General features: G+C 67.5%; 25 protein-coding genes and 1 tRNA gene. 11 read left to right on the top strand and 15 right to left on the bottom strand.

Features of this window, described 5'->3' with window-relative positions:
• Positions 1-54: 54 nt before the first annotated feature.
• The 3 genes from edd to zwf are packed head-to-tail and all read right to left on the bottom strand — an operon-like array spanning position 55 to position 4,162.
• Complete coding sequence (edd, locus tag KHC19_RS11750) at positions 55-1,899, bottom strand: phosphogluconate dehydratase (protein WP_213352528.1); 1,845 nt, start codon at positions 1,897-1,899, stop codon at positions 55-57.
• A 37-nt stretch (positions 1,900-1,936) separates the two neighbouring features.
• Positions 1,937-2,638, bottom strand: a complete 702-nt coding sequence (gene pgl, locus KHC19_RS11745) for a 6-phosphogluconolactonase (protein ID WP_213352527.1) — start codon at positions 2,636-2,638, stop codon at positions 1,937-1,939.
• Between the two features lie 48 nt (positions 2,639-2,686).
• Positions 2,687-4,162, bottom strand: a complete 1,476-nt coding sequence (zwf, locus tag KHC19_RS11740; protein WP_213352526.1) for a glucose-6-phosphate dehydrogenase — start codon at positions 4,160-4,162, stop codon at positions 2,687-2,689.
• A gap of 729 nt (positions 4,163-4,891) precedes the next feature.
• On the opposite strand from zwf, the gene KHC19_RS11735 reads away from it, so the two are divergent.
• The 6 genes from KHC19_RS11735 (at position 4,892) to KHC19_RS11710 (ending at position 10,936) form a co-directional block, all read left to right on the top strand.
• Positions 4,892-5,905 (top strand): Bug family tripartite tricarboxylate transporter substrate binding protein, encoded by a 1,014-nt coding sequence (locus tag KHC19_RS11735; protein WP_213352525.1) that lies wholly within the window; start codon positions 4,892-4,894, stop codon positions 5,903-5,905.
• Positions 5,906-6,183: 278 nt separating this feature from the next.
• Positions 6,184-6,684 (top strand): tripartite tricarboxylate transporter TctB family protein, encoded by a 501-nt coding sequence (locus KHC19_RS11730; RefSeq protein WP_213352524.1) that lies wholly within the window; start codon positions 6,184-6,186, stop codon positions 6,682-6,684.
• A gap of 57 nt (positions 6,685-6,741) precedes the next feature.
• Positions 6,742-8,247, top strand: coding sequence for a tripartite tricarboxylate transporter permease (locus tag KHC19_RS11725; protein WP_213352523.1), 1,506 nt, complete (start codon positions 6,742-6,744; stop codon positions 8,245-8,247).
• A 241-nt stretch (positions 8,248-8,488) separates the two neighbouring features.
• On the top strand, positions 8,489-9,211 hold the full coding sequence (locus KHC19_RS11720) for a GntR family transcriptional regulator (protein ID WP_213352522.1): 723 nt from the start codon (positions 8,489-8,491) through the stop codon (positions 9,209-9,211).
• Positions 9,212-9,516: 305 nt separating this feature from the next.
• Positions 9,517-9,978: a tellurite resistance TerB family protein gene (locus tag KHC19_RS11715; protein ID WP_213352521.1), complete on the top strand. Its 462-nt coding sequence runs from the start codon at positions 9,517-9,519 to the stop codon at positions 9,976-9,978.
• 148 nt (positions 9,979-10,126) lie between these two features.
• Positions 10,127-10,936 (top strand): glutamine amidotransferase, encoded by an 810-nt coding sequence (locus KHC19_RS11710; RefSeq protein ID WP_213352520.1) that lies wholly within the window; start codon positions 10,127-10,129, stop codon positions 10,934-10,936.
• Here KHC19_RS11710 and KHC19_RS11705 read toward each other — a convergent pair.
• From KHC19_RS11705 to KHC19_RS11675, 7 genes are all read right to left on the bottom strand, one after another.
• Positions 10,908-11,462 (bottom strand): hypothetical protein, encoded by a 555-nt coding sequence (locus KHC19_RS11705; protein ID WP_213352519.1) that lies wholly within the window; start codon positions 11,460-11,462, stop codon positions 10,908-10,910. The genes KHC19_RS11710 and KHC19_RS11705 overlap by 29 nt on opposite strands.
• Before the next feature lie 73 nt (positions 11,463-11,535).
• Positions 11,536-12,000, bottom strand: a complete 465-nt coding sequence (locus KHC19_RS11700; protein WP_213352518.1) for a MarR family winged helix-turn-helix transcriptional regulator — start codon at positions 11,998-12,000, stop codon at positions 11,536-11,538.
• A 108-nt stretch (positions 12,001-12,108) separates the two neighbouring features.
• A complete protein-coding gene (locus tag KHC19_RS11695) occupies positions 12,109-13,002 on the bottom strand; it encodes an ABC transporter permease (protein WP_213352517.1) in 894 nt (297 codons plus the stop codon).
• A 13-nt stretch (positions 13,003-13,015) separates the two neighbouring features.
• Positions 13,016-14,032 (bottom strand): ABC transporter permease, encoded by a 1,017-nt coding sequence (locus KHC19_RS11690; RefSeq protein ID WP_213352516.1) that lies wholly within the window; start codon positions 14,030-14,032, stop codon positions 13,016-13,018.
• 12 nt (positions 14,033-14,044) lie between these two features.
• Positions 14,045-15,127, bottom strand: a complete 1,083-nt coding sequence (locus KHC19_RS11685) for an ABC transporter ATP-binding protein (RefSeq protein ID WP_213352515.1) — start codon at positions 15,125-15,127, stop codon at positions 14,045-14,047.
• Positions 15,128-15,242: 115 nt separating this feature from the next.
• Positions 15,243-16,418, bottom strand: a complete 1,176-nt coding sequence (locus tag KHC19_RS11680; protein ID WP_343207700.1) for an extracellular solute-binding protein — start codon at positions 16,416-16,418, stop codon at positions 15,243-15,245.
• 261 nt (positions 16,419-16,679) lie between these two features.
• A complete protein-coding gene (locus KHC19_RS11675; RefSeq protein WP_213352514.1) occupies positions 16,680-17,705 on the bottom strand; it encodes a serine hydrolase domain-containing protein in 1,026 nt (341 codons plus the stop codon).
• A 139-nt stretch (positions 17,706-17,844) separates the two neighbouring features.
• Between KHC19_RS11675 and KHC19_RS11670 the strand changes: the two genes are divergently transcribed.
• Together KHC19_RS11670 and KHC19_RS11665 are read left to right on the top strand one after the other, a co-directional pair.
• On the top strand, positions 17,845-18,342 hold the full coding sequence (locus tag KHC19_RS11670) for a Panacea domain-containing protein (protein ID WP_213352513.1): 498 nt from the start codon (positions 17,845-17,847) through the stop codon (positions 18,340-18,342).
• Between the two features lie 10 nt (positions 18,343-18,352).
• Positions 18,353-19,066: a hypothetical protein gene (locus KHC19_RS11665; RefSeq protein WP_213352512.1), complete on the top strand. Its 714-nt coding sequence runs from the start codon at positions 18,353-18,355 to the stop codon at positions 19,064-19,066.
• 16 nt (positions 19,067-19,082) lie between these two features.
• On the opposite strand, the gene proB is transcribed toward KHC19_RS11665, so the two are convergent.
• The 5 genes from proB to rplU form a co-directional block, all read right to left on the bottom strand.
• The gene (gene proB, locus KHC19_RS11660) at positions 19,083-20,267 is read right to left on the bottom strand and encodes a glutamate 5-kinase (protein WP_246548713.1); all 1,185 of its coding nucleotides are present in this window, start codon (positions 20,265-20,267) and stop codon (positions 19,083-19,085) included.
• 98 nt (positions 20,268-20,365) lie between these two features.
• Positions 20,366-21,400 carry a GTPase ObgE gene (gene obgE / locus KHC19_RS11655; protein ID WP_213352511.1) on the bottom strand — a complete coding sequence of 345 codons (1,035 nt, stop codon included), beginning with the start codon at positions 21,398-21,400 and terminating at the stop codon, positions 20,366-20,368.
• A 117-nt stretch (positions 21,401-21,517) separates the two neighbouring features.
• Positions 21,518-22,156 (bottom strand): GNAT family N-acetyltransferase, encoded by a 639-nt coding sequence (locus KHC19_RS11650; protein WP_213352510.1) that lies wholly within the window; start codon positions 22,154-22,156, stop codon positions 21,518-21,520.
• Between the two features lie 141 nt (positions 22,157-22,297).
• Positions 22,298-22,567, bottom strand: coding sequence for a 50S ribosomal protein L27 (gene rpmA, locus KHC19_RS11645; protein WP_213352509.1), 270 nt, complete (start codon positions 22,565-22,567; stop codon positions 22,298-22,300).
• Positions 22,568-22,595: 28 nt separating this feature from the next.
• A complete protein-coding gene (gene rplU, locus KHC19_RS11640) occupies positions 22,596-22,904 on the bottom strand; it encodes a 50S ribosomal protein L21 (protein WP_213352508.1) in 309 nt (102 codons plus the stop codon).
• A gap of 250 nt (positions 22,905-23,154) precedes the next feature.
• Between rplU and KHC19_RS11635 the strand changes: the two genes are divergently transcribed.
• From KHC19_RS11635 to KHC19_RS11625, 3 genes are all read left to right on the top strand, one after another.
• Positions 23,155-23,481, top strand: coding sequence for a hypothetical protein (locus KHC19_RS11635; RefSeq protein ID WP_213352507.1), 327 nt, complete (start codon positions 23,155-23,157; stop codon positions 23,479-23,481).
• Positions 23,482-23,610: 129 nt separating this feature from the next.
• Positions 23,611-23,700 (top strand) — tRNA-Ser (locus KHC19_RS11630).
• Between the two features lie 106 nt (positions 23,701-23,806).
• The gene (locus tag KHC19_RS11625; RefSeq protein ID WP_213352506.1) at positions 23,807-25,222 is read left to right on the top strand and encodes an amidase; all 1,416 of its coding nucleotides are present in this window, start codon (positions 23,807-23,809) and stop codon (positions 25,220-25,222) included.
• Positions 25,223-25,226: the final 4 nt, after the last annotated feature.

Genomic DNA, 25,226 nt, shown 5'->3' with positions numbered 1-25,226 from the left:
CCCCATCGGAGAGAGGGACATCGAGGACACTTCGTCGAACGGAGCTAGTCTCGCTCACGCCACCGCGAAGATGGTGGCGCCGGTGTCGGCGGTGCCCACCGCCGCCCGGAACGAGCCGAACAATTCGCGCCCCACGCCCCAATGGCTGGGAGCGAGATCGGCGGTAGCCGGCTCGCGCGCCGCCCATTCCGCCGGGTCGACCTTCACGGTGAGCGTGCCGGCGACGGCATCGACGCGCACGATGTCGCCCTCGCGGATCCGCGCGATGGCGCCGCCATCGGCCGCCTCGGGGGTGACGTGGATGGCGGCCGGCACCTTGCCGGAGGCGCCGGACAGCCGCCCATCGGTGACGAGCGCCACCTTCTGCCCGCGATCCTGCAGCACGCCGAGCGGCGGCATCAGCTTGTGCAGCTCCGGCATGCCGTTGGCCTTCGGGCCCTGATAGCGCACCACCGCGACGAAATCGCCGGTGAGCGTGCCGGCCTTGAAGGCGCGCTGCAACTCCTCCTGCGAGTGGAACACTTTTGCCGGCGCCTCGATGATGTGGCGCTCGGCGGCGATGGCCGAGGTCTTGATCACCGCGCGGCCGAGATCGCCGGAGAGCAGCTTGAGCCCGCCGGTCGCCTGGAACGGGCGCGAGGCCGGGCGCACCACGTTCTCGTCGCCGCTTTCCCGCGCGCCGTCGCGCCAGTCCAGCGTGCCCTCGGAGGTGAGCTTCGGCTCCAGCGTATAGGCATCGAGGCCAGAGCCCCACACCGTCTCGACGTCCCGATGCAGCAGGCCGTCCGACAGCAGCTCGCGGATGACGAAGGCCATGCCGCCGGCGGCGTGGAAATGGTTCACGTCGGCCTTGCCGTTGGGATAGACGCGGCACAGCAGCGGCGTGATGTCGGCGAGCTCGGAGAAATCGTCCCAGGTGAGCACGATGCCCGCCGCCGCCGCCATCGCCACCACATGCATGGTGTGGTTGGTGGAGCCGCCGGTGGCGTGCAGGCCGACAATGCCGTTGACGAAGGCCCGCTCGTCCAGCATGCGCCCGACCGGGCGATAATCGTTGCCCAGCGCCGTCATCGCCATCGCCCGCTCGGCGGCGGCGGTGGTGAGCGCGTCGCGCAACGGGGTGTTCGGGTTGACGAAGGAGGCGCCGGGCAGATGCAGGCCCATGATCTCCATCATCATCTGGTTGGTGTTGGCGGTGCCGTAGAAGGTGCAGGTGCCCGGCCCGTGATAGGCTTGGCTCTCGGCCTCGAGCAGCGCGTCGCGGCCGACCTTGCCCTCGGCGAAGAGCTGGCGGATCTTCGCCTTGTCGTCATTTGAAAGGCCCGAGGTCATCGGCCCCGCGGGGATGAACACCGCCGGCAGGTGGCCGAAGGACAGCGCGCCGATGACCAGGCCCGGCACGATCTTGTCGCAGATGCCGAGATAGACCGACGAATCGAAGGTCTGGTGCGACAGCGCCACCGCGGTCGACAGCGCGATGACGTCGCGCGAGAACAGCGACAGCTCCATGCCGGCCTCGCCCTGGGTGACGCCGTCGCACATCGCCGGCACGCCGCCGGCCACCTGCGCGACGCCGCCCGCCGCCCGCGCCGCGGCGCGGATGAGGTCCGGGTAGCGCTCATAGGGCTGGTGGGCCGAGAGCATGTCGTTATAGGCCGTGACGATGCCGAGATTGACGCCGGCGCCCTCGCGCAGCATCGCCTTGTCGCCCGGCCCGCAGGCGGCGAAGCCGTGCGCCTGGTTGGCGCAGCCGAGCTTTTGCCGGCTCGGCCCCTTCTCGGCGGCGGCGGCGATGCGGTCGAGATAACGCGAGCGGCTGTCGTGCGAGCGGCGGACGATGCGCTCGGTGATCTCGCCGAGGCGGGGCTTCACGCTGGACGATTGAACGGTTCCGGCCATGCGGATCTCCTCGGGACGTGACGGGTTCGGACGGCGGTCAGGGACACCAGAAGATGTCGGGCGCACGGGCCGCGCGCAGCACGGCACGTACCGGCATCTCCTCCACGGGCCCATCGGCCAGCGCCGCCTGCAGCACCGGACGCTTGGCCTCCCCCTCGATATGGAGCGCCAGGCCATCCGCCGCCAGCAGCACCGGCAGGGTGAGGGTGAGGCGCGGCTCGCCGGCGCCCGGCGCGCGCATCGGCAGCAGGCCGAGCGTGCCCTCCGGGTCCAGCGCCTCGGACAGGCGGTCGCCGCCGGGGAAGAAGGAGGCGGTGTGCCCGTCCTCGCCCATGCCGAGCACCGCGCAGGCCAGCGGCCAGTAGAGATCCTCCAGCGCCTCGTTGATGGCGAAGAAGCCGTCCTCCGGCGTCGGCGCGTCATTGGCGAGCGGCACGAAGCGCGCCGCCGCCGCCGGGCCCTTGAGCAGGTGCTCGCGCACCAGCCGGGCATTGGAGCGGTCCGAGGTCTCGCGCACCCAACGCTCGTCGACGAGGGTGATGCCGATCTTCGCCCAGGGCAGGTCGCGGCGCGACAGCGCCTCGAAGAAGCGGGTCGGCGTCCGCCCGCCGGACACGGCGAGGCTCGCCCCGCCGTCGCGGGCGACGCGGGCGGCGAGCTTGCCGGCGACGAAATCGGCCAGCGCCTCGGCGAGGGCGAGCCCGTCGGGGAACAGGCGAAGGGCAGGAGTGTCGGTCACGTCATCATCCTCTGCGGCGTCGCGCTCAGTCTTTCCCGGGCGGCCGCCTCACGCGCCGTCTTCCAGCCACGTCCGGCCGTCGCGCTCGATCAGCGCGATGGAGGCGGAAGGCCCCCAGGTGCCGGCGGTGTAGGGCCGCGGCGGCTCCTTGGCATTGCGCCAGGCGTCCAGGATCGGGTCCACCCACTCCCATGCCGCCTGCACCTCGTCGCGGCGCATGAACAGCGTCTGGTTGCCGCGCACCACATCGAGGATGAGCCGCTCATAGGCGTCCGGGTTCCTCACCTTGAACGCCTTGGCGAAGCTCATGTCCAGCGGCACATGGGTGAGGCGGATGCCGCCGGGGCCGGGATCCTTGATCATCAGCCACAGCTTCACGCCCTCGTCCGGCTGCAGGCGGATGACCAGGCGGTTGGATTCGATCGGCCCGACATTGGCGCCGAACACCGAATGCGGCACCGGCTTGAACTCGACCACGATCTCCGAGACCCGCGAGGCAAGGCGCTTGCCGGTGCGCAGATAGAAGGGCACTCCGGCCCAGCGCCAGTTGCCGACCTCGGCCTTGAGCGCGACATAGGTCTCGGTCTGGCTGCGCGAGGAGCCGAGCTCCTCCAGATAGCCCGGCACCGCGCCGCCCGCCGAGGCGCCGGCGCGGTACTGGCCGCGCACGGTGAGGGTGCCGGCGTTCTGGTCGTCTATGGGCTTCAGCGCGCGCAGCACCTTCAGCTTCTCGTCGCGCACCGCATCGGCGTCGAGCGAGGAGGGCGGCTCCATGGCGACGAGGCACAACAGCTGCAGCATGTGATTCTGCACCATGTCGCGCATGGCGCCGGCGGTGTCGTAATAGCCGGCGCGCTCCTCGACGCCGAGCGCCTCGGCGACGGTGATCTGCACATGGTCGATATGGGCGCTGTTCCACAGCGGCTCGAACAGCGCGTTGGCGAAGCGCAGCGCCATCAGGTTCTGCACCGTCTCCTTACCGAGATAGTGATCGATGCGGTAGACGCGGTCTTCCGGGAAGATGCGGCCGATCTCGGCATTCAGCGCCAGCGCCGAGGCGAGATCCTTGCCGATCGGCTTCTCGATCACCACCCGCCCGTCCTCGGCGAGGCCGTATTTGCCGAGCTTCTCGCAGATCGGCCCGAACAGCTCCGGCGCCGTGGCGAGATAATAGACCTTGATGCGCTCGCCTGCCGCCTTCATGCGCTCGGCGAGCTTGTCCCAGCCCTCCTCGCGCCCGGCATCGGCGGAGACATAGCTGATGCGGGCGAGGAAACGCTCCACCAGCTCCGGCTGCAGCTCGGCGGCCGGGATGTGATCGTGGAGCGCCTGCAGGGCGAAGGCGCGGAAATCCTCGTCGCTCAGCGGGCGCCGCGACACGCCGATGATCGTGGCCTCGGCCGGCAACTGCCCGTCAATGTCGCGATGATAGAGCGCCGGCAGCAGCTTGCGCCGCGAGAGGTCGCCGGTGGCACCGAACACGGCGATGACGAACGGCGCCACCGGAATAACGCGACTGGTCATGAAACGGACTCTCCCTCAACCTTCGCCGGCACGCCGCCGCGCAGCCGGAACGTGCACCGCCTCGTAGCAAAAACGATTCCGCGCGGCGACACCATCGCCGGCGGGCGCCATCCTGCTCCGCGCCGGATGCAGGGCCGTGACAGGAGCCGGGTCCCGGAACCGGCGTGGAAATGACCAGGCGCGCGCGGAAAAAGTTGCTGCGCCGCAACATCAACGGCGGCATTGCGCCGATAATCGGGCGGAAACAAGGCCGGGATTGCGACAAGCGGGCGATCCCGACGCGAAGCGGCGAAATCCACCGGACAACCGGCCTCGGCACACCTAACGCTGGGGAATACGCCGCAGGGGAATTGAAATATGTGAGCGGGCAATGGGTTACTTAATGGAATATGCCGGAACGGAATATAAATTATTACGTATACCAAGAACGGTATACCAGATGCCTGAATATTAAATATGTAATGCCTTCTTACCTTGCGTCGCACCACACGAAATTAGAATTATCTCTTGGCATTACAGGCATCTTGGTACAACTTATTCCAAGGACAGAATGGTGCGGAGACAAAAGCAAAGCAGCCGGCTGTCCCTGTGCCGCACCTCATGGGCTTCGACTTCGCGTCAACGTCGTCGACGCCCTGAAGACGAGCGGCTCCAAGTAAAAATTACCAAACAAGAAAGCCGTCAGAAACAGAACGGCAAGAGACCAAACCCCGTGGGAAGGAACGCCAAATGAAGAACTTGCATGCTCTCGGCCTCGGGACGCTGACCGCGCTCGGCCTGGCGGCGATGTCGATGGTGCCGGCGGCGGCGGAGTGGAAGCCGACCAAGCCGGTCGAGTTCATCGTCCCGGCCGGCACCGGCGGCGGCGCCGACCAGATGGCCCGCACGCTCCAGGGCATCATCGCCAAGCACGAACTGATGCCGACCCAGCTGATCGTCATCAACAAGTCCGGCGGCGCCGGCGGCGAAGGCTTCCTCGACGTCAAGAACTCGAAGGCCAACCCGCACAAGATCGTCATCACCCTGTCCAACCTGTTCACCACCCCGCTGGCGACCGGCATTCCCTTCAACTGGAAGGACATGACGCCGGTGGCGATGCTGGCGCTGGACGAGTTCATCCTGTGGGTGAACGCCCAGGAGCCCTACAAGACCGCGCAGGAATACGAGGCGGCGATCAAGGCGGCGCCGGACGGCACCTTCAAGATGGGCGGCACCGGCTCCAAGCAGGAAGACCAGATCATCACCGTCGCCGTCGAGAAGGCGCTCGGCAAGAAGATGACCTACATCCCCTACAAGGGCGGCGGCGAGGTGGCGGTGCAGCTGGTCGGCGGCCACGTCAACTCCACGGTCAACAACCCGATCGAGGCGGTGTCCCAGTGGCGCGGCGACAAGGTGCGCCCGCTCTGCGTGTTCGACAGCAAGCCGCTGCCCTACACCGACAAGATCCTCGGCGACCTGTCCTGGTCCTCGGTCCCGACCTGCAAGTCGGCCGGCCTCGACGTGGAATATGTGATGCTGCGCGGCATCTTCATGCCGCCGGGCGTCTCCGAGGAGCAGGTCGCCTATTTCGTCGACCTGTTCAAGAAGGTCCGCGAGACCCCCGAGTGGAAGCAGCTGATGAAGGACGGCGCCTTCAACCAGACCTTCATGGCCGGCGCCGAGTTCAAGGACTGGCTGACCAAGGCCGAAGCGACCCACAAGGGCCTGATGCAGGAAGCCGGCTTCATCGCCGCCGCCAACTGACGCCGACCCGTCACGGCCCGCGCCCCGGCGCGCGGGCCGCCTGACGACCCGGCGGCCCATCGACGGGACCACGGCTCCGGCGGATCCAACCTCCGGGGAAAACGGGTTCCGGCATCGATCGCCAGCAGCCCCGCCCGGCAAGCGCCGCCCGCCGGCGCCGCGCGCGGGACCATCGGCGGCGCAGAGAACATCGCGTCAAACGAGAATGCGCCGACCCGGCACCGGCGGGAGACATCCCGCCGGACGGTCGAATCGTGATCAGCATCGCGGAGCAAAACATGAGCGAACTACCCCATGGCGCCGGCACGGGACCGTCGCAGCGCAGTGCCGAGATCGGCGTCGCGCTGCTGACCCTGGCCTTCGGCCTCATCGTCGTCTACGGCAGCTACATCGTCGGTTTCGGCTGGGGGGCGGACGGCCCGCAGGCCGGCTTCTTTCCCTTCTATGTCGGACTGATCATCGCCGGCTGCAGCCTGATCAACCTGGTGAGCGGACTGCGCGAGGATGCCCGCGAGCTGTTCACCGAGTGGGGCCAGCTGAACCAGGTGCTCAAGGTGCTGGTGCCCACCACCATCTATGTGGCGCTGGTGCCGTTCCTCGGCATCTACCTGCCCTCGGTGCTGCTCATCGCCCTCTTCATGAAGTGGCTCGGCAACTACAACTGGGCGACCACCCTCGCCGTCGCGTTCGGCGTCCCGGCCTTCTTCTACGTCACGCTGGAGCGCTGGTTCCTCATTCCCCTGCCCAAGGGGCCCATCGAAGCCATGCTCGGGCTTTGACGTCACAAAAAAGCTGAACGAGGCCGGCCGCGGGGCCGCCTCCCAGGGGAAGCGCTCATGCTCGAGAATTTCACCTATCTCTACCACGGCTTCGGCATCGCCGCCGATCCGTTCAACATCCTCCTGATGGCGGTCGGCATCCTGCTCGGCGTCATCATCGGCGTGCTGCCGGGCCTCGGCGGCGCCAACGGCGTCGCCATCCTGCTGCCGCTCACCTTCTCGATGTCGCCGACCTCGGCGATCATCCTGTTGACCTGCATCTACTGGGGCGCGCTATTCGGCGGCGCCATCACCTCGGTGCTGTTCAACATCCCCGGCGAACCCTGGTCGGTGGCCACGACATTCGACGGCCATCCCATGGCGCGATCGGGACGGGCAGGCGAGGCGCTCACCGCCGCCTTCACCTCCTCCTTCGTCGGCGCCTTCGTCGCCATCGTCATGATCACCATGATCGCCCCGCTGGTCGCCCAGTTCGCGCTGCGCTTCGGCCCGGCGGAAAAATTCGCGGTGTATTTCCTCGCCTTCGCCTCCTTCGTCGGCATGAGCAAGGAAGCCCCGTCGAAGACCATCGTGTCGATGATGATCGGCTTCGCGCTCGCCGCGGTCGGCCTCGACATGGTGACCGGCCAGCTGCGCCTCACCTTCGGCTTCGAGGAGCTGCTCAACGGCTTCGACTTCCTCATCGCGGTCATCGGCCTGTTCGGCATCGGCGAAATCCTGCTGACCATGGAAGAAGGCCTCGAATTCCGCGGCAAGGCGGCGAAGATCGACGCCAAGGTCGTGTGGCACACCTGGAAGACGCTGCCGAAATACTGGATGACCTCCATCCGCTCCTGCATCATCGGCTGCTGGATGGGCATCACCCCGGCGGGCGCCACCCCGGCCTCCTTCATGGCCTACGGCATCGCCAAGCGGGTCTCGAAGAACGGCAAGAACTTCGGCAATGGCGAGATCGAGGGCGTCATCGCCCCCGAGACCGCCGCCCACGCCGCCGGCACCTCGGCCATGCTGCCGATGCTGGCGCTGGGCGTGCCCGGCTCGCCCACCGCGGCGGTGCTGCTCGGCGGCCTCCTGATCTGGGGTCTCCAGCCCGGCCCGATGCTGTTCGTCGAGCAGGCCGAATTCGTGTGGGGCCTCATCGCCTCCATGTATCTCGGCAACATCGTCGGCCTGATCCTGGTGCTCACCACGGTGCCGCTGTTCGCCTCGATCCTGCGCATCCCCTTCTCGATCATCGCTCCGGTGATCCTGGTGATCTGCGCCATCGGTGCCTACACGGTGAACAACAACGTCTTCGACGTGGTGATGATGCTGGTGTTCGGCGTCATCGGCTATGTGATGAAGAAGACCAACTACCCGCTGGCGCCGCTGGTGCTGGCCATCGTGCTCGGCGACGCCGCCGAGGAGGCCTTCCGCCAGTCGCTGCTGGCCTCGGGCGGCGCCATCAGCGTCTTCTGGTCGAACCCGCTGGTGTCCTCGATCATGGGCCTCGGCCTCGTCGCCGGCCTGTGGCCGCTCATCTCCAACCTGTTCAGCCGGCTGCGTACCCCGCAGCCCGCCTGATCCTGGAGACCGCAACCGGGCTCGCCGCGCCTTTCGCGCGGCGGGCCTTCGATCCGCCGGAACGGATCGGCCGCATGCCCCCCACGCCGTGACACGCCGACAAGGCGGCCGGCCGGCATGTCGGCGCCAGTCACGCATTCGGGGAGTGGGAGGCAATGCCAATGACCAACATCAACGACGCCGGGATCCACCGCTCGCGCGGCCCCGCCGTGCCAGCCATCCAGAAGACGCGAGCCGTACGATGAGCATCGAAACCAGCATCCAGCGCGTCGGAAGCGGCGCCGCCAAGCTCGCCGTGGCCCCGCTCGAAGACACCTCGACCTTCAAGAACCGCGCCTATGCGGCGCTGAAGGACGTCATCGTCTCGCTCAACATCTACGACCAGCCCCACGAGGTGCGACTCGACGAGCGCCAGCTCGCCCAGAGCCTCGGGGTGAGCCGCACCCCGGTGCGCGAGGCGATGGCGCAGTTGGAGCGGGAGGGCTTCGTGCACTCGGTGCCGCGCCGCGGCATCTATGTGGTGCGCAAGACCAAGCGCGAAGTGATCGAGATGATCCAGGTCTGGGCGGCGCTGGAAAGCCTCGCCGCCCGGCTGATCACCCAGCATGCCAGCGACGAGGAGATCGCCATGCTGCGGGCCATGTTCGCCACCTTCGAGGACGGCGCCCCCCACGCCAAGCTCGACGAATATTCCGAGGTGAACATCCAGTTCCACCAGACCATCATCGCCATGGGCGGCAACGGCATCCTCGTCAATCTCGCCGAGAACCTGTTCACCCATATGCGGATGATCCGCCGCAAGACCATCGCCGAGGAGGATCGCGCCGACCGCTCGATCCAGGATCACCTCGCCATCATCCAGGCGCTGGAGGCCCGCGACACCGACACCGCCGAGGTGCTGGTGCGCAACCATGCGCTCGGCCTCGCCGATCACGTCGCGCGCTACGCGACCTATCTCGAATAGCGGCCGCGCGCCGGGCGCAGGACGCCTCGCGTCCGGCGCCCGGCACTCGTCGTTTCCAAGTACTGCGCCCGGCGGGTTCCTCGACCTCGCCGGGCTTTTTTCATGCCGCCGGGCCTTTTCCGGCCGCGCGGTGTGTCCCGCCTGCACGCACGCGCCGGGATCGCGCCACGCCCATGCGGCGATGATTGCGCGGCCGCCGCAATTCCGATAGGCAAAAAGCGGGGTCGGCGAGCGGCCCCGCCTTATCCCCATCCCTTGGTTCGACCGGGGTTTCCGAGGCCTCGCCGCTGGAGCTTTGCGCCGGCATGCTGCGCAGTTTGACCGATTTCATCGCCGAGATCGCCGGCGGCACCCGCGAGCCGGCGTTCGCCGAGAACGATTATCGCCTCGCCGCCGCCGCGCTGCTGGTGCATGTGGTGACGATCGACGGCGTGATCGGCGACGCCGAGCTCGAAAAGCTCAAGCGCATCCTCGCCTTCCGCTTCAGCCTGAAGGAAGAGGAAGCCGAGCACCTGCTCGAGGCCGCCATCGCCCGCGACGCCGAGGCGGTGGACCTCTATGCCTTCACCAGCGTGCTGAACCGGGCGATGGACGAGGAAGGCCGCAAGCGGGTGATCGAGATGATGTTCGAGGTCGCCTATGCCGATGGCGGGCTGACCGAGTTCGAGGACAATCTCGTCTGGCGGGCGGCCGAGCTGCTGAACGTGTCCTCGCGCGACCGGGTGGAGATCCGCAAGCGCATCCGCGAGACCTCCGACGAGGCCTGACCGGCCGGACATCGGCGCCTTGCCCCGCAAATCACGTCGAAACGCTGGGTTTTGACGCCGGGCGCCTTGAAACCGCTCGAAAATCATGTCGTCATGGCTGACATATGCCGCAGCGCAGCGTTGCGGATTCGCGCCGACGACGAAAAGAATGGGTCAACTGCTCGCCTCCCGACCGGCCGCTTCCGACGTGCTGGTCGTCCTGCATCAGGAACATTCCTCGCCCGGCCGCGTCGGCCGGCTCCTGGTCGAACGCGGCTACCGGCTGGACATAAGGCGCCCCTGCCTCGGCGAGGCCCTGCCCGCCACGCTCGAACATCATGCCGGCGCCGTCATCTTCGGGGGGCCGCAGAGCGCCAATGACTGCCACGATTATGTGCGCGCCGAGATCGACTGGATCGGCATCGCGCTGAAGGAAGCCAAGCCCTATCTCGGCATCTGCCTGGGGGCGCAGATGCTGGCGCGCCATCTCGGCGCCCGCGTCGCGCCGCATCCCGAGGGACTGGTGGAGATCGGCTATTATCCGCTGCGCCCCACCCCCGCCGGCCGCGCCCTGCTCGACGAGGCGTCCCCGGCCCGCGAGATCGCGGACGAGACGGCAAGCGAGCCCGGCGGCGACTGGCCGAACCATGTCTATCACTGGCACCGGGAAGGCTTCGAGCTCGCCCGCGGCGCCGAGCTGCTCGCCAGCGGCGACGCCTTCCCCAACCAGGCCTTCCGCTACGGGCCCTCGGCCTATGGGCTGCAGTTCCACCCGGAAGTGACCCATCACATGATGTGCCGCTGGACGGTGCGGGGCAGCGAAAGACTGTCCCTGCCCGGCGCCCGGCCGCGCAACGCCCATTTCACCGACCGCCTGCAGCATGACGGGCGGGTGCGGCTGTGGCTGGAAAGCTTCCTCGATCGCTGGATCGGCAGCGGCGCCGATGCCTTCACCGCCCCGATGCAGGCTGCACAATGATGTCGAGCCGCCGCAGCTTGGCATAGAGCGCGCGGTCGCGGGCATAGGGCCACCAGTCGAACAGCAGAATCTCGACCGGCCGCCACAGCCCGACCCAGCCGGCGATGATGGCGCCCTCGCTCAGCAATTCGCCCACCAGCATGTCCTCCAGCGCCGAGCTGTTGATCAGCGCCGCGGCGCCGATGCACAAGGCGAGGAACGCCGTGCCGACCGCCAGCGTGCGCATCCCCTCGCGCCGGGTCTCCCTGAGCTTGCGCTCCGCATAGTCGCGATTGGTGTCGCAATAGCGCGCCAGCGCCTCGCCGATCCGCGGCGCCAGCTCGGCATTGGCCGGCGTCGGCACCACATGCAGCCGCACGCGCACCGGCCGGCGCCGCCAGCCGCGCTCGGCGGTCACCAGATCGATGAGCCGGTCGATGCCGGATTCGTCGATATCCTCGCCGGCGAAGGGGTCGACCTCCGGCGTGGCGAAGAAATTGCGCAGGTCGCGCAGTCTGATGTCGATCTCGATCGGCGCGGCATCCATCGGCGTACGGCTCGTGCTCAGATTACCTGCCACCGGTCATAGCAGCCGCCGGGCGCCGCGTCTGTGGCGGTATTCAGCGCCGCAGCGCCGCACGCAGCCGCGCCATGTCGGCCCGCAGGCGCTCCACCGCCCGGCGATCGAAGCCGGTGGCCTCGCCGATGGCCGCCGGCACCGAGGCGGCGCGGGCCTCCAGGGCCTGCCCCTCGCCGGTGAGATGCACATGCACCTGCCGCCCGTCCTCGAGGCTGCGGCGCCGCGTCACCAGACCCATCGCCTCCAGCCGCTTGATCAGCGGCGTCAGCGTGCTCGATTCCAGATCGAGGCGGCCGGCGATCTCGCCCACCGTCTGCCCGTCGGCACGCCACAGGCTCACCATGACCAGATATTGCGGGTAGGTGAGCCCCAGCGCCTCCAGCAGCGGCTGATAGGCGCGGTTGAAGGCGTGGTTGGCGGAATAGACGGCGAAGCAGAGAAAATCGTCGAGGCCGGCGCCCGCCGGGGCCGGCGGGTCGTTCCTCTGGTCCAGATGTCCCTTCATCGCGGTGGCCCTCGCTGGCGAAATGTCGCCCACCGCTAAAATAATCGCACGCGATCTAATCGCAAGCCATGAGGTTGCCCGAGCGCCGGAGCGGGCGCCGGACCGGCCTCATGCCGCCGCCGGCTCGATGGCGGCGTTGCCCGCCAGCTCGCTTTCCTCGGCCATCTGCGCCGCCCGCAGCCGGCGGCCGGCCGCGGCGTCGGCCCGCCGCTTCCACAGCTCATAGGCGACGGCGCCGACGAGGGTGGCGGCGACGATGATCACCGCCAGCGCGCTGATCGCCGGGGTGGAGCCCTGCCGCACCCGGCCGGCGAGCACGGTGGTCAGCGTCTTGTCGGAGAGGATGGCGAAGGTGGTGGTGTTGTAGTTCTCGAACGAGGACAGGAAGGCCAGCACCGCCGCCGAGAACAGGGCCGGCTGCAGGAAGGGCAGCAATATGTGGCGGAACACCTGCGGATAGGTGGCGCCGAGATCGAGCGCCGCCTCCTGCTGCGCCTGGTCGAAGCGCTGCAGGCGGGCGAGGATGATCAGCATGCAATAGGCGGAGATGAAGCTCGACTGGCCGATCACCGTGAGGATGATGCCGTCATAGAGGAACTTCATGCCGGTCAGCGTGGTGAATTCCCGCCAGAACACCACGGTGGAAATGCCGATGATGATCCCCGGGGTCAGCACCGGCGAGACCACGACGAGGTAATAGGCCGAGCGCACCCGCGGCTGGATCTGCGTCATCACGATGGCGCCGGCGAGCCCGACCGGCACCGAGATCGCCACCACCAGCAGGCCGATCCACAGGCTGGTGACGAGGCCGTCCATCAGGTCCTCGTCGGCGAAGAGCTGGGAGAACCAGTCCAGCGTCACCCCCTCGATCGGCCAGACCTGCGGGTATTGCGGGGTGTTGAAGGCGGAGACGCCCATCACCGCCAGCGGCCCGAGCAGATACAGGAAGAAGATCGCGACATAGACGGCGAAGGCGACGCGCTGGAGCGGACCGGATTTCATCGCGCGCTCTCCGTCATCGGGTGATCTCCCCCAAGCTCAGGCGGAACATCTTCAGCACCATCAGCACGAAGACGATGCAGGTGACGAGCAGGATGAAGGCGTAGGCCGCGCCCTGCGGCCAGTTGAACGCCTGGTAGAAGCGGTCATAGACGATGGGCGTGAACCACAGGGTGCGCGGGCCGGCGAGCACCAGCGGCGCGGCCAGCGCGCCGGCGCACAGCATGAAGACCAGCGTGCAGCCCGAGGCGATGCCCGGCTTGGCGTGCGGCATCACCACGAAGAGATGGATGTGCCACCAGGGCGCGCCGAGATCCCGCGCCGCCTCGATCTGGTTCCTGTCCAGGCTCTCGATGGCGCTGTAGAGCGGGAACACCATCATCAGGAGATAGGCATAGGACAGGCCCATATAGAGGCCGATGTCGGCGCCGAGGAAGTCGATCGGCTCGGCGACGAGGCCGGCGCCCAGCAGCAGCTTGTTGATGATGCCGCCGGAGGACAGCAGCACCCGGAAGGCGAAGGCCCGCAGGATCTCGTTCACCCAATAGGGAATGATCATGAGCAGCAGCAGGATGCGCAGCCGCGCCGCCCCGGCCGACTGCGCCATGTGGAAGGCGATCGGGTAGCAGAGGGCGAAATTGAACAGGGTGATGGCGATGCTCACCCCGATGGTGAGCGCGAAGGCCTTGAGGTGGATCCAGTTCCAGCTCGCCGTCGAGGTGGTGGAGCCGAACAGGAAGTAGCGGTAGTTCTCCAGCGTGAACACGTCCTTCGGCCCGCCCATCTGCGAGGGCGGCAGCTTCGGGCGGAACGACATGTCCACCATCGAGAACTGCGGAAGCACGATGACGAAGAACACCCAGAAGCCGACCGCCAGCACCAGGTAGAGCCCGACCGCGAGGCCGTTGCGCTGGAAGAAGCCCGGCCCGGTGGCGAGGCCCATGCGCCGCTCATAGGCGGACAGCGCGAAGAAGAACAGGGCGACCGCCAGCGGCAGCCCGAAGACGAGGGTGAGGCCGCCGGTCGCTCCCATCAGCGCCTCCCCTCAGCGGCTGGCCGGCCGGGCGAGCAGCAGCCCGTCCTGCGGCCGGAAGCCGATATGCAGCGTCTCGCCGCTAGCCGGCAGTACGCCGCCGCCAAGGGTGGCGGTGATCTTCTGGCCGGTGCGGACGCGCAGCGTCACATGGGTGACGCTGCCCTCATAGGCGACGTCGACCGCCTCGCCGTCGAAGCCGACCGTCGAGCCGTTCGGCGTGCCGGTGGGCACCAGCGACAGCGCTTCCGGCCGCACGAACAGCAGCGCCTCCTCGCCCGCCGACAGCCCCACCGGATTGCGCCCGACGAGCGCGCCGAGCGGCGTATCCAGCGTCGCCAGGCCGTTCTCCACCGCCGTGACGCGCCCGCGGATCTGGTTGTTCTCGCCGACGAAGGACGCCACGAAGGGCGTGCGCGGCTCGGCATAGACCGAGCGGCCATTGCCTACCTGCTCGATCACCCCGGCATTCATCACCGCGATGCGATCGGACATGGTCAGCGCCTCGCCCTGGTCATGGGTGATGTAGATGAAGGTGATGCCGACCCGCTTCTGGATGGCGCGCAGCTCGGCCCGCATGTGCTGGCGCAGCTTCAGGTCGAGCGCCGAGAGCGGCTCGTCGAGGAGCAGCACCTTCGGCTCCACAGCCAGCGCCCGGGCGATGGCGACGCGCTGCTTCTGGCCGCCGGAGAGCTCGGACACCTTCTTGTGGCCGTGCTCGGCGAGCGCCACCTGGATGAGCAGGTTCTTCACCTTCTCGTCGCGCTCATGGCGCGGCACGCCGCGCACCCGGAGGCCGTAGCCGATATTCTCCGCCACCGTCATCATCGGGAACAAAGCGAGGTTCTGGAAGATGAGGGCGGTCGGGCGCCTGTTGGGGCCGATGCCGCTCATATCCGCCCCGCCGATGCGCACCGTGCCCCGCGTGGGCTCGATGAAGCCGGAAATGGTGCGCAGGAGCGTGGTCTTGCCACAGCCCGAGGGGCCGAGGAAGGAGAAGAACTCCCCCGCCTCGATGGTGAGATTGGCGTCGCGGACGGCGATGAAATCCCCGAACGTCACATTGACGCCGTCGAGCTCCACGGCTGCGGCCATAGGGTCTCCGGTCTGCTCTCAAGGGTCCGCCGGATGGCGGAAGGGGCGGGGCGCGCGAGCACCCCACACACGGACCGAAGCCGGCTAACCGGCTTCGGCTGACGACAAGGCGCGATCAGGCCGACTTGAACTTCTCGGCATATTGGGTGCGCAGCTCGGCGTACCACGACGGCTCCGGCGGGCGGCTCCACAGCTTGGAGAGCGCGTCGCCCGGATAGGCCTCGGAGAAGTTCTTCTTGGCCACCTCGGACAGGAAGGCGTCGGCGCCCTTGACCACCGGGTTGTAGCCCGAGCCATCGGCCACCTGCGCCGAGACTTCCGGCGAGTGGATGTAGTTCAGCCACTCATAGGCCTGGTCGATGTTCTTGGCGCCCTTGGTGATCGCCCAGCCGTCGACCCAGGTGATGGCGCCTTCCTGCGGTGCCATGTAGGTGACCGGCTTGCCCTGCTTCTTCAGCGACAGCGGCGGGCCGTCCCAGGTCTGGCCGATGACGCAGCCATTCTCCATGAAGCCGGACTTGGTGTTGTCCGAGGAATCCCAGAACTGCTTGACCTGCGCCTTGTTGGCGATGGCGAATTCGAGGATCGGGTCGTAGATCTTCTTCATCGTCTCCTCGTCCTTGAACGCATCCAGCATGCGGTTGGACGGGAGCTTGCCGGTGGCGTCCATCCACAGGCCGATGCCGAGCAGCAGCGAGTGCGGGCGGCCCTGCATCTTGCCCTTGAATTCCGGCGCCCACAGCGTGCCGTAGCTCAGCTTGTCATAGGTGAGACCGGGCGCGAGGTCGGTGCGCCAGGAGATCGCCTCCGAGCCCCAGCAATGCGGCACGTGGTAGAGCTTGCCGTCCCAGGTCCACACGCTGGTGGAGGCTTCCAGCATCGAGGGCAGCAGGTTGTCGAGGTGCAGCTTGTTGGTATCGAACGGCGCGAGGACGTCGAGTTCCTTGAACTGCGGGGCGCGGTCGCGGGTCGGTTCGCACAGGTCGAAGCCCTCGCCGCCGGTGGCCTGCAGCTTGTTGATCTGCTCCTCGTTCTGCGAGAACGGGGTGGTCTTCACCTTGATGCCGGTCTTCTTCTCGAAATTCGGGATCACCGGGTTGGGCAGCTCGTCGTCCCAGTTGAGCAGCGAGAGCTCGCCGGAGGAGGAGAAGGCATCCTTCACCAGCCAGGGGCCGGAGGCCGCCACCGCGCCGGCGCCGAGCGCGCCCTTGAGCAGGGTGCGGCGGGTGAAGCCGCGCGCGGCGAGAAGGGTCAGGTTCGTCGAGTTGCGAAGGTCGGTCTGCTTCGTCACGTCCTTGTCCTCGCTCTGGGCCGCCTTTCTGGCGGACTGATGCGAGGGGATCAGCAGGAAGCGTGCCACGGACGCCGGCGGGTCTCGAATCACCCCTCGGCCGGGCGGAATTTTCCGCCGCGCCGGAAGATCAAGCGCGGGTTGATGTCGATTTCGGCAGGATCTCGCCGATGCATGCACGCGAATTGAGCGCAGATTGAAAAGCGACGAAATAATTTCGGTTTCGCCCGCGCCCGAAGCGCGCGCGAACCGAACGGCGGCTCAACCCGCGCGCGCCGCCTCGATCAGGGCGGCCGCCAGGCGGTGCAGATCGTCGCGATGGCCGCTGCGGCCGGCGGGGCTGTCGGTCGCCGAGGTCATGGCGAGGGTGAGGCCGCGCTCGGGGACGACATAGAGCATCTGCCCGCCATAGCCCCAGCCATAGGCGACGTCGGCGCCGGCGAGCGTGCGGCGGAACCAGCCATAGCCATAGCCGTCGCCGGTGAAGCGCGACTGGGTGCGCACGCGCCAGCTCTCCTCGATCCAGCCTTGCGGGAGGATGCGGGTGCCGTCCGCCGCGGTGCCGCCGCGCCGGTACAGCTCGCCGAAGGCCAGCAGCGAGGCGGGCCGCATCGCCATCTGGTTGCCACCGAAATAGATGCCCTGCGGGTCGCGATCCCACGACGTGATGGCGAAGCCTTGCACCGGGCCGAGCCACTCGCGCGCCAGGGCCAGCGTCGAGCGGCCGGTCTTGCGGGTGAGGATGGCGGAGATGAGGTGCGTGGAGCCGGTGGAATAGAGCATCGGCCCGCCGGGATCTTCTTCGAACGGCTCGGCAAGCGCCGCGCGCACCCAGTTGGGTGAGGCGATCCAGCGCCCGTAATTCGGCCCGGAGGTGCGCGCCAGCCCGGCCTGCATGGACAGGAGGTTGCCGAGGGTGACGCGGGCGAGGCGCGGATCGGGATCATCCGGCAGGTCGCGGGCGAGCAGCGGTGCGATGGGCTGGTCCGGGCCTTCCAGCACGCCCTTGTGAAACGCGATGCCGACCAGGGCAGACATCACCGATTTCGACGCGGACTTGATGTTGGCGGGGGCGGTGAGGCTGGCGCCGTTATAGGCGCGGGCGGCGGCGAGCCGGTTGTCATGCGCGATGTGGACGGTGCGCAGCGGATTGAGAGCGGCGGCGGAATCGAGGGCAGGGGTGAAGGGGGATGGGGTGGGAGCAGATGGCCCGGCGGGTTGCGCCAGGATGGCGCGTGGGATGAGCAGCAGGGCCGGGGCGGCGAGCAGGAGGGTGCGGCGGTTCATGCCGGGGAGGATAGGGCGGAATCATCAGAGGGGTGGTCACGATTGGGCGAAACGGGTATTCCCCCTATAGGAATCGTGTTATAGAACATAACAAGAACATAAAATTTTCACCGTTTGATGACTCGACGGGAGGCTTCGAATGACTCGCGACGCTAGGGAAATCGCCAATGCGATCCTTGATGTCGCCCAGGACAGCAAGATATATTTGACGAATCTGTCTCTGAATAAAATATTATATTTTACCCATGCTTGGTATATTGCAATTTATGATAAACCTTTAGTTGCATCATACTTTGAAGCCTGGCAATTCGGCCCTGTTCATCCTAAAATATACCAACAGCTTAGGGGGTTTGGAGACCGGACTATTGTCGTACGTCTGACGCGCGTTGACGCTGCAACCGGGGAGGATGCCCCTTATCCCGTTGCACTTTTGCGCGAAGAGCGGGAACATATCGAGAAGATGACTCGATTCTACGGCGCCAAGTCGGCCAGATGGCTGGTGAATGCGTCCCACGAGGTTGGGGCGCCATGGGATCAGGTATGGTTGGCATCTCAAAGCTCTGCCCAGCCGGGAATGAAAATTCCCGACGATATGACAAGGGATTATTATAGGGCGAAGCTGAAGAGGCGATTGTAGGACACTAGAAATGGCCGATCTATGCCGTACGCCGTCACTGCAACATGCTATTTGGCTCATAAAAAGCAACGTTGAAGACACTGTGCTCGAGATGCGGAAGCTCGACGCCGCACGGATTACCATATCGCTGAATCCTGCCAGGCACGCACTCAAGCTGCTAATGCAGGGCCATGATGTTGAGTGGGTGGCGAAGCAATTCTCACTGCTTTCCTACAAGAAAAATATCCAGCCAAATACCGACGTAGTTCGAGCATTCGCGCCCTACGCTGCAGAAAAATCGGTAGAGTGGTTCCGAGAGTTTCGTCCTGCGTCGTATCGAATTGGTCGAGGCGTATTCATACCGGTTCGACCTTCGGGTTATTGGTCCGAGGGCGGACGGCTACATGTCTTATGGGCGCAGTGCTGGAAAGGGCGCACGCTCGACCCGCTTCAACTCGCCATACTGAACACGATTTTATTGGATTCGGTCCTCGTTGACGATTTTCGAGGCGCACAATTTGAGTGGTTGGACCTGCGTGAGGTTACTCCCAAAAAGGGCAGGGAGCGGCACGTCATTTACGGAGACCAAATTGGAACGGTCTCCGAGGCGGAATTGAAATTCTACTTGGATATACTCCTGACGGCGTTCGAGCAGTTCTCTGCTGAGAAAACTGCGCGAAGCGCGGCCGAGAGAGCGGAGAAGAGAAAGAGTATCGGTCCTTCCGAGCTGCCTCTCTTTAGGTGAACGCCAAACAATCTGTTCACCCCCCACCCAACACCAGATCGTCCCGGTGCACCATGGCGCTCCTTCCCTCGAAGCCGGTGATCGTCGCGATCTCGTCGGATGAGCGTCCCCGGATCCGCTCGGCGTGGTCGTGGTCATAGGCCACCAGGCCGCGGCCGATCTCGGCGCCGTCGGGGCCGCGCAGCACCACCGCGTCGCCGCGGGTGAACTCGCCCTCCACCTTCTTCACCCCCGCCGGCAGCAGCGATGAGCCGCGCCTGAGCGCCGCCACCGCGCCGGCGTCGAGATGCAGCACGCCGCGCGGCTCCAGCGAGCCGGCGATCCAGCGCTTGCGCGAGGCCACCGGATTGGCCGGGGCGAGGAACCAGGTGCAGCGCGCCCCGGTCTCGATGGCGCGGATCGGGTTCTTCACCTTGCCCGAGCCGATCACCATGTGCGCGCCCGCCGTGGTGGCGATCTTGCCGGCCTCGATCTTGGTCTTCATGCCGCCGCGCGAGAGCTCGGTGCCGGCGCCGCCCGCCATCGCCTCCACCTCGGCGGTGATGCGCGGCACCACCGGGATCAGCGCCGCGTTCGGGTCGTCATTGGGCGGGGCGGTGTAGAGGCCATCGATGTCGGAGAGCAGGATCAGCAGGTCGGCGCTCGCCATGCCGGCGACGCGGGCGGCGAGCCGGTCATTGTCGCCATAGCGGATTTCCGAGGTCGCCACGGTGTCGTTCTCATTGATCACCGGAACTGCCTTGAGCTCCAGGAGCTTGTTGATGGTGGAGCGGGCGTTGAGGTAGCGCCGGCGCTCCTCGGTATCGCCCAGCGTCAGCAGGATCTGCCCGGCGGTGACGCCCTCATGCGCCAGCGCCTCCGACCAGGAACGGGCCAGCGCGATCTGGCCGATCGCCGCCGCCGCCTGGCTCTCTTCCAGCTTCAGCGGGCGCTTGGGCATCTTCAACAGGTTGCGGCCGAGCGCGATGGCGCCGGAGGAGACCACCAGCACCTCCTTGCCCTCGCGATGCAGCGCCGCCACGTCCTCCGCCAATGCGGCGAGCCAGGCATGGCGCAGCGCCCCGCGGGCGGAATCCACCAGCAGCGCCGAGCCCACCTTCACCACGATGCGGCGGAAGGAGGCGATCTGCGGCACCGCCGTCAGGCTGGCGGCAGACAGGGCGGCGGCGGTCGAATCAGCGGTGGTCGAATGCGAGGACATGGCGATCTCGGAGGCGAGCGGCGGAAAGCACGGGCTTATAGGCCAAAGCTCGCCCGCCGTCTCGCGCGGACGCCTTCAGCGCGAAGGGGCGCGGGGCGTCACGGTCGCCATGCCTCGTGCACCTCGTGCGAGGCCTCTTCCGCGCGGCTTTCGCCGATGACGAGGGCCAGCGCGCGCAAGGCCTGCGTCACGCCCTCGCCGGACTGGGCGGAGAGCACCAGCGGCTTCTTGCGGGCGGCGCGCTGCAGCCGGGCCACCTGCTGCTTCAGCTGCTCGGGATCCAGCGCGTCGGCCTTGGACAGCGCGACGATCTCCGGCTTGTCCTCCAGCCCGGCGCCATAGAGCTCCAGCTCCTTGCGCACCGTCTTGTAGGTCTTGCCGGCATGCTCGCTGGTGCCGTCGACGAGATGCAGCAGCACCCGGCAGCGCTCGATATGGGCGAGGAAGCGGTCGCCGATGCCCACGCCCTCATGCGCGCCCTCGATCAGGCCGGGAATGTCGGCCAGCACGAATTCGCGCCCGTCCACCCGCACCACGCCGAGGCCGGGATGCAGGGTGGTGAAGGGATAGTCGGCGATCTTCGGCTTGGCCGCGGTGGTGGCGGCGAGGAAGGTCGACTTGCCGGCATTGGGCAGGCCGACCAGGCCGGCATCGGCGATCAGCTTCAGCCGCAGCCAGATCCACCGCTCCTCGCCCTCCTGGCCGGGATTGGCCCGGCGGGGCGCCTGATTGGTGGAGGTCTGGAAATGCGCATTGCCGAAGCCGCCATTGCCGCCCTTGAGGAAGCGGATCCTCTGCCCGACCTCGGTGAGGTCGGCGAGCACGGTCTCGCCCTCCTCGTCCAGCACCTCGGTGCCGGCGGGAACCTTCAGCACCACGTCGTCGCCCTTGCCGCCGGCGCGGTTCTTGCCCATGCCGTAGCCGCCCTTCTTGGCCTTGAAGTGCTGCTGGAAGCGGTAGTCGATCAGCGTGTTGAGCCCGTCGACGCATTCGATCCACACGTCGCCGCCGCGCCCGCCATCGCCGCCGTCCGGGCCGCCGAACTCGATGAACTTCTCCCGCCGGAACGACAGGCAGCCCGCGCCGCCATCGCCGGAGCGGACATAGATCTTGGCCTGGTCGAGGAATTTCATCTCAGCACAGCTCGTTTCGTAAAAGCGCTCCCCGCACCGGCGAACGGGCGGGGAGCGCACCATCATAGCAAATCGCCGGCACAATGCCGCACGTTCAATGCGCCGCCTGCCGGCGCTTCACTGGACGTGCCGGGTCGGCGCCGCCGTCGCTCCCCAGGAGCGAAGCGAGGCCCAGAGCCGCTTCTCGAGACGGAACCGGTCGACGGGAACCGAGGCACCGATCGCGCGCACCCGCGTCAGCCCGACACCCGTCCACTGGAAGCCGCACTTCTCCAGCACCCGCCGCGAGGACGGATTGACCACCCGCGCCGCCGCGTTGAGCGCCGACAGGTTGCGGTCCTCGAAGGCATGGTCGAGCAGCGCCCGCACCGCCTCGGTGGCATAGCCGTAGCCCCAATAGGGCTCGCCCAGCCAGTAGCCGATCTCCGGCGCCGCCTCGTCGCGCGGCGCGAAGCCGCACATGCCGATGGGGATCGGCGGACCGAGCGGGTTGGAGCCGTCATTCTTCATGAACACCGCGAAGGTCGCGCAATCCCGCCCGACCGGCAGGTTGGCGACGAAGGCCGCCGCATCCGCCATGCCGTAGGGATGGGGAATGTTCGACGTCATCTCGGCTATGCGCCGGTTGTCGGCGAGCTCGGCGATCCAGGCCATGTCCTCGATTCGCGGGGCGCGCAGGAACAGGCGGCCGGTCTCGAGGACGGGGGTACTGCTCTCGGCAAGGGCCGACCGGAAGGTCGCTTCGACGATGGTCATGGCAGGCTCCAGGGTGCGTGGAACGACGAAGGGGAGGCGGTCTTCCTCGCCTCCCCTTCGGGCACCCGGAGCTTTGACGGTGGCTCCAGAAATCCTACCGGTCGGGCGAGACCGGTGGGATTTCAAGAAACCTCACCGGCTTTATTCGGCGGCCTCGGCGGCCGGAATCACGGATACGTAGGTTCGGTCATTGGCTTTATTGCGGAACTCGACGCGGCCTTCGACGAGGGCGAAAAGGGTGTGATCCTTGCCCATGCCGACATTGGTGCCGGGATGCCACTTGGTGCCGCGCTGGCGCAGAATGATGTTGCCGGAAATGACGGCTTCGCCACCGAACTTCTTCACGCCGAGACGACGGCCGGCCGAATCACGACCGTTGCGCGAGGAACCGCCTGCCTTTTTATGAGCCATGGTGCTCTCCTAAATCCTGCTTGCGGTCTCAGGCGCCGGTGATGGCGGTGATGCGGACCACGGTGAAGTCCTGCCGGTGGCCGATCTTGCGGCGCGAATTCTGCCGGCGGCGCTTCTTGAAGGCAATGACCTTGTCGCCACGGGTGTGGCGGACCACCTCGCCGGTGACGGCGGCGCCGTCGACGAGCGGGGCGCCGACCTTCGGGGCATCGCCACCGAGCATCAGCACCGGGAAGGTGACGGTGGCGCCGGCCTCGGCTTCGATCTTGCCGAGCGTGACCACTTCGTCGGCGGCAACGCGATACTGCTTGCCACCCGTCTTGATGACCGCGAACATGTTATGTCCTTTCGTTCGAGCCCGGACTCTGCCCATCGAAGGCGGGACCGGCTTCTTTCGGTCGGTTGCGGATAAGGCGCAGGACACACTTCCCGCGCCAAGCCCGGGCTCATAAGCGCTGAACCCGCTCAAGTCAAGGATCAAGGCCCTCTCCGGCATGACGGCCCGGCCTGAACCTTCATCGTCCTGCGGCGTTGTCTGCCAGCGAAGCCGGCCGCGGTGGACCGGCCGTGCAACCAGCGAGGACGAGATGAGCAGGAATCGGATCACCGGCGCGGCCCGCGACATGGCGAACGAAGTTGGCAGCCGGCTGCGCAGCGTCGCCAGCGGCGCGGGCCGGCCTTCCGCCGCCGAGCTCGAGGAGTTCTACGACGATGCCCTCGCCATGAGCCAGCGCACACGCGGGCAGGCGATGCACCTCGCCGACGACGCGCTCGCGCTCGGCCGCTCGGCCTATGGGCGCGGCATGAACGAATTGACCCGCCAGGCCGGCAGCCACCCCGTGGCGCTCATCCTCGCGGCGGGCATCGCCGGCGCCGCGCTCGCGTGGCTGTGCAGCTCCGCGACGCGACGCTGATCCGTCGCTTCGGCACGGCGGCCGTGCACGGATGAACGGCAGTTGGTTTCGGGCTCTTGTGCCCGGCCGCCTCCTCGGCTATTGAGCCTGCGCTCCACGACGCGGCGCCCGCCGTCGCGTCCCGTGCGCGGAGAGGTGCCGGAGTGGTCGATCGGGACGGTCTCGAAAACCGTTGTGCGTGCAAGCGTACCGTGGGTTCGAATCCCACCCTCTCCGCCAATCTCTTCCCCCCGCATCGTCTGTCCCCTCTCGCGGCATGGTTGATTTCCCCCGCGCCAGCCGCTTTGTAGCGGCGGGCTCACGCGCGGCCGGAGAGGGAAAGCTAATGTCGCTCATGGAACGGACGGCCACCGAGCTGTCGCAGCTGATCGCCTCGCGGCAGATCAGCCCGTCGGAGGTCATGGCGGCCTATCTCGCCCGCCTTCCCGTCAACGACGCCATCAACGCCATCGTCTCCCCCCGCGATCCCGACCAGCTGATGGCGGAGGCGAAGGCGCTGGACGATCGCCCGCCGGCCGGCTGGCTGCACGGATTGCCGCTGGCGGTGAAGGACCTCGTCGGCGTGCGCGGCCTCCGCACCACCTTCGGCTCGCCGCTGCATCGCGATTTCGTGCCGGAGAAGGACGACCTCGTCGCCGCGCGGCTGCGCGCCGCCGGCGCGATACTGGCCGGCAAGACCAACACCCCGGAATGGGGGCATGGCAGCCACAGCTTCAACCCGGTATACGGGGTGACGCGCAATCCCTACGACCTCACCCGCACGGCCGGCGGCTCGTCCGGCGGCGCCGCGGCCGCGCTGGCGGCGCGGCTGGTGCCGGTGGCCGACGGCTCCGACATGATGGGAAGCCTGCGCAACCCGGCCGCCTTCTGCAATGTCTACGGCTTCCGGCCGAGCTGGGGCCTCGTTCCCGCCGATGCCGAAGGCGACACCTTCATCGCGACGCTGGCGACCGACGGGCCGATGGCGCGCACGGTCGAGGACCTCGCCCGGCTGCTGGAGACCCTGGCCGGCGAGAACCCGCAGGTGCCCTTCGGCCGCCCCGCGGCCCCCTACGCGACCCGGCTCGACATCGACATGTCCGGCCTGCGGGTCGGCTGGCTGGGCGACTGGGGGGGCACCTATCGCTGCGAGCCGGGCATACTGGACCTGTGCCGGCAGGGGCTCGGCGTGCTGGAGAGCCTCGGCGCCCGCGTCGACGCCCTGGCGCCGCCCTTCCCGGCGGACGAGCTCTGGCAGGCCTGGATCCACTTGCGCGGCTTCCTCAACCACGCCGCGAAGGGGGCGCTACTGGCCGATCCGGCCAAGCGCGCCCTGCTCAAGCCGGAAACCGTGTGGGAGATCGAGTTCGGGCAGACGATCACGGCGGCGCAGGTCTATGCGGCCAGCCTCACCCGCTCGCGCTGGTACGCCCGGGCGGCGGCACTGTTCGCGCAATATGACGTGCTGGTGATGCCGTCGGCGCAGGTCTGGCCCTTCCCGGCCGACTGGCGCTGGCCGCAGGCGATCAACGGCCATGCCATGGACACCTATCATCGCTGGATGGAAATCGTGGTGCCGGTCAGCCTGATCGGCCTGCCTTCCCTCGCCGTCCCCTGCGGCTTCGGTGCCCAGGGCCTGCCGATGGGCATGCAGATCATCGGCGCCACCGGGGCCGACGCCAAGGTGCTGGCCATCGGGCACCACTATCACCAGGCGACCCGATGGCCGGAGCAGGGGCCGCCGCTGGCGGCGGCCTCCTGAGCGA

The organism is Ancylobacter oerskovii (assembly GCF_018390555.1).
Lineage (GTDB): Bacteria > Pseudomonadota > Alphaproteobacteria > Rhizobiales > Xanthobacteraceae > Ancylobacter > Ancylobacter oerskovii.
This window is presented reverse-complemented; position numbering and strand designations above follow the sequence as displayed.

Coding starts and splice junctions, on each gene's coding strand:
- edd (WP_213352528.1), bottom strand. CDS start 1,899: ATGGCCGGAACCGTTCAATCGTCCAGCGTGAAGCCCCGCCTCGGCGAG.
- zwf (WP_213352526.1), bottom strand. CDS start 4,162: ATGACCAGTCGCGTTATTCCGGTGGCGCCGTTCGTCATCGCCGTGTTC.
- KHC19_RS11735 (WP_213352525.1), top strand. CDS start 4,892: ATGAAGAACTTGCATGCTCTCGGCCTCGGGACGCTGACCGCGCTCGGC.
- KHC19_RS11730 (WP_213352524.1), top strand. CDS start 6,184: ATGAGCGAACTACCCCATGGCGCCGGCACGGGACCGTCGCAGCGCAGT.
- KHC19_RS11725 (WP_213352523.1), top strand. CDS start 6,742: ATGCTCGAGAATTTCACCTATCTCTACCACGGCTTCGGCATCGCCGCC.
- KHC19_RS11720 (WP_213352522.1), top strand. CDS start 8,489: ATGAGCATCGAAACCAGCATCCAGCGCGTCGGAAGCGGCGCCGCCAAG.
- KHC19_RS11715 (WP_213352521.1), top strand. CDS start 9,517: ATGCTGCGCAGTTTGACCGATTTCATCGCCGAGATCGCCGGCGGCACC.
- KHC19_RS11710 (WP_213352520.1), top strand. CDS start 10,127: ATGGGTCAACTGCTCGCCTCCCGACCGGCCGCTTCCGACGTGCTGGTC.
- KHC19_RS11705 (WP_213352519.1), bottom strand. CDS start 11,462: ATGGATGCCGCGCCGATCGAGATCGACATCAGACTGCGCGACCTGCGC.
- KHC19_RS11700 (WP_213352518.1), bottom strand. CDS start 12,000: ATGAAGGGACATCTGGACCAGAGGAACGACCCGCCGGCCCCGGCGGGC.
- KHC19_RS11695 (WP_213352517.1), bottom strand. CDS start 13,002: ATGAAATCCGGTCCGCTCCAGCGCGTCGCCTTCGCCGTCTATGTCGCG.
- KHC19_RS11690 (WP_213352516.1), bottom strand. CDS start 14,032: ATGGGAGCGACCGGCGGCCTCACCCTCGTCTTCGGGCTGCCGCTGGCG.
- KHC19_RS11685 (WP_213352515.1), bottom strand. CDS start 15,127: ATGGCCGCAGCCGTGGAGCTCGACGGCGTCAATGTGACGTTCGGGGAT.
- KHC19_RS11675 (WP_213352514.1), bottom strand. CDS start 17,705: ATGAACCGCCGCACCCTCCTGCTCGCCGCCCCGGCCCTGCTGCTCATC.
- KHC19_RS11670 (WP_213352513.1), top strand. CDS start 17,845: ATGACTCGCGACGCTAGGGAAATCGCCAATGCGATCCTTGATGTCGCC.
- KHC19_RS11665 (WP_213352512.1), top strand. CDS start 18,353: ATGGCCGATCTATGCCGTACGCCGTCACTGCAACATGCTATTTGGCTC.
- proB (WP_246548713.1), bottom strand. CDS start 20,267: ATGTCCTCGCATTCGACCACCGCTGATTCGACCGCCGCCGCCCTGTCT.
- obgE (WP_213352511.1), bottom strand. CDS start 21,400: ATGAAATTCCTCGACCAGGCCAAGATCTATGTCCGCTCCGGCGATGGC.
- KHC19_RS11650 (WP_213352510.1), bottom strand. CDS start 22,156: ATGACCATCGTCGAAGCGACCTTCCGGTCGGCCCTTGCCGAGAGCAGT.
- rpmA (WP_213352509.1), bottom strand. CDS start 22,567: ATGGCTCATAAAAAGGCAGGCGGTTCCTCGCGCAACGGTCGTGATTCG.
- rplU (WP_213352508.1), bottom strand. CDS start 22,904: ATGTTCGCGGTCATCAAGACGGGTGGCAAGCAGTATCGCGTTGCCGCC.
- KHC19_RS11635 (WP_213352507.1), top strand. CDS start 23,155: ATGAGCAGGAATCGGATCACCGGCGCGGCCCGCGACATGGCGAACGAA.
- KHC19_RS11625 (WP_213352506.1), top strand. CDS start 23,807: ATGTCGCTCATGGAACGGACGGCCACCGAGCTGTCGCAGCTGATCGCC.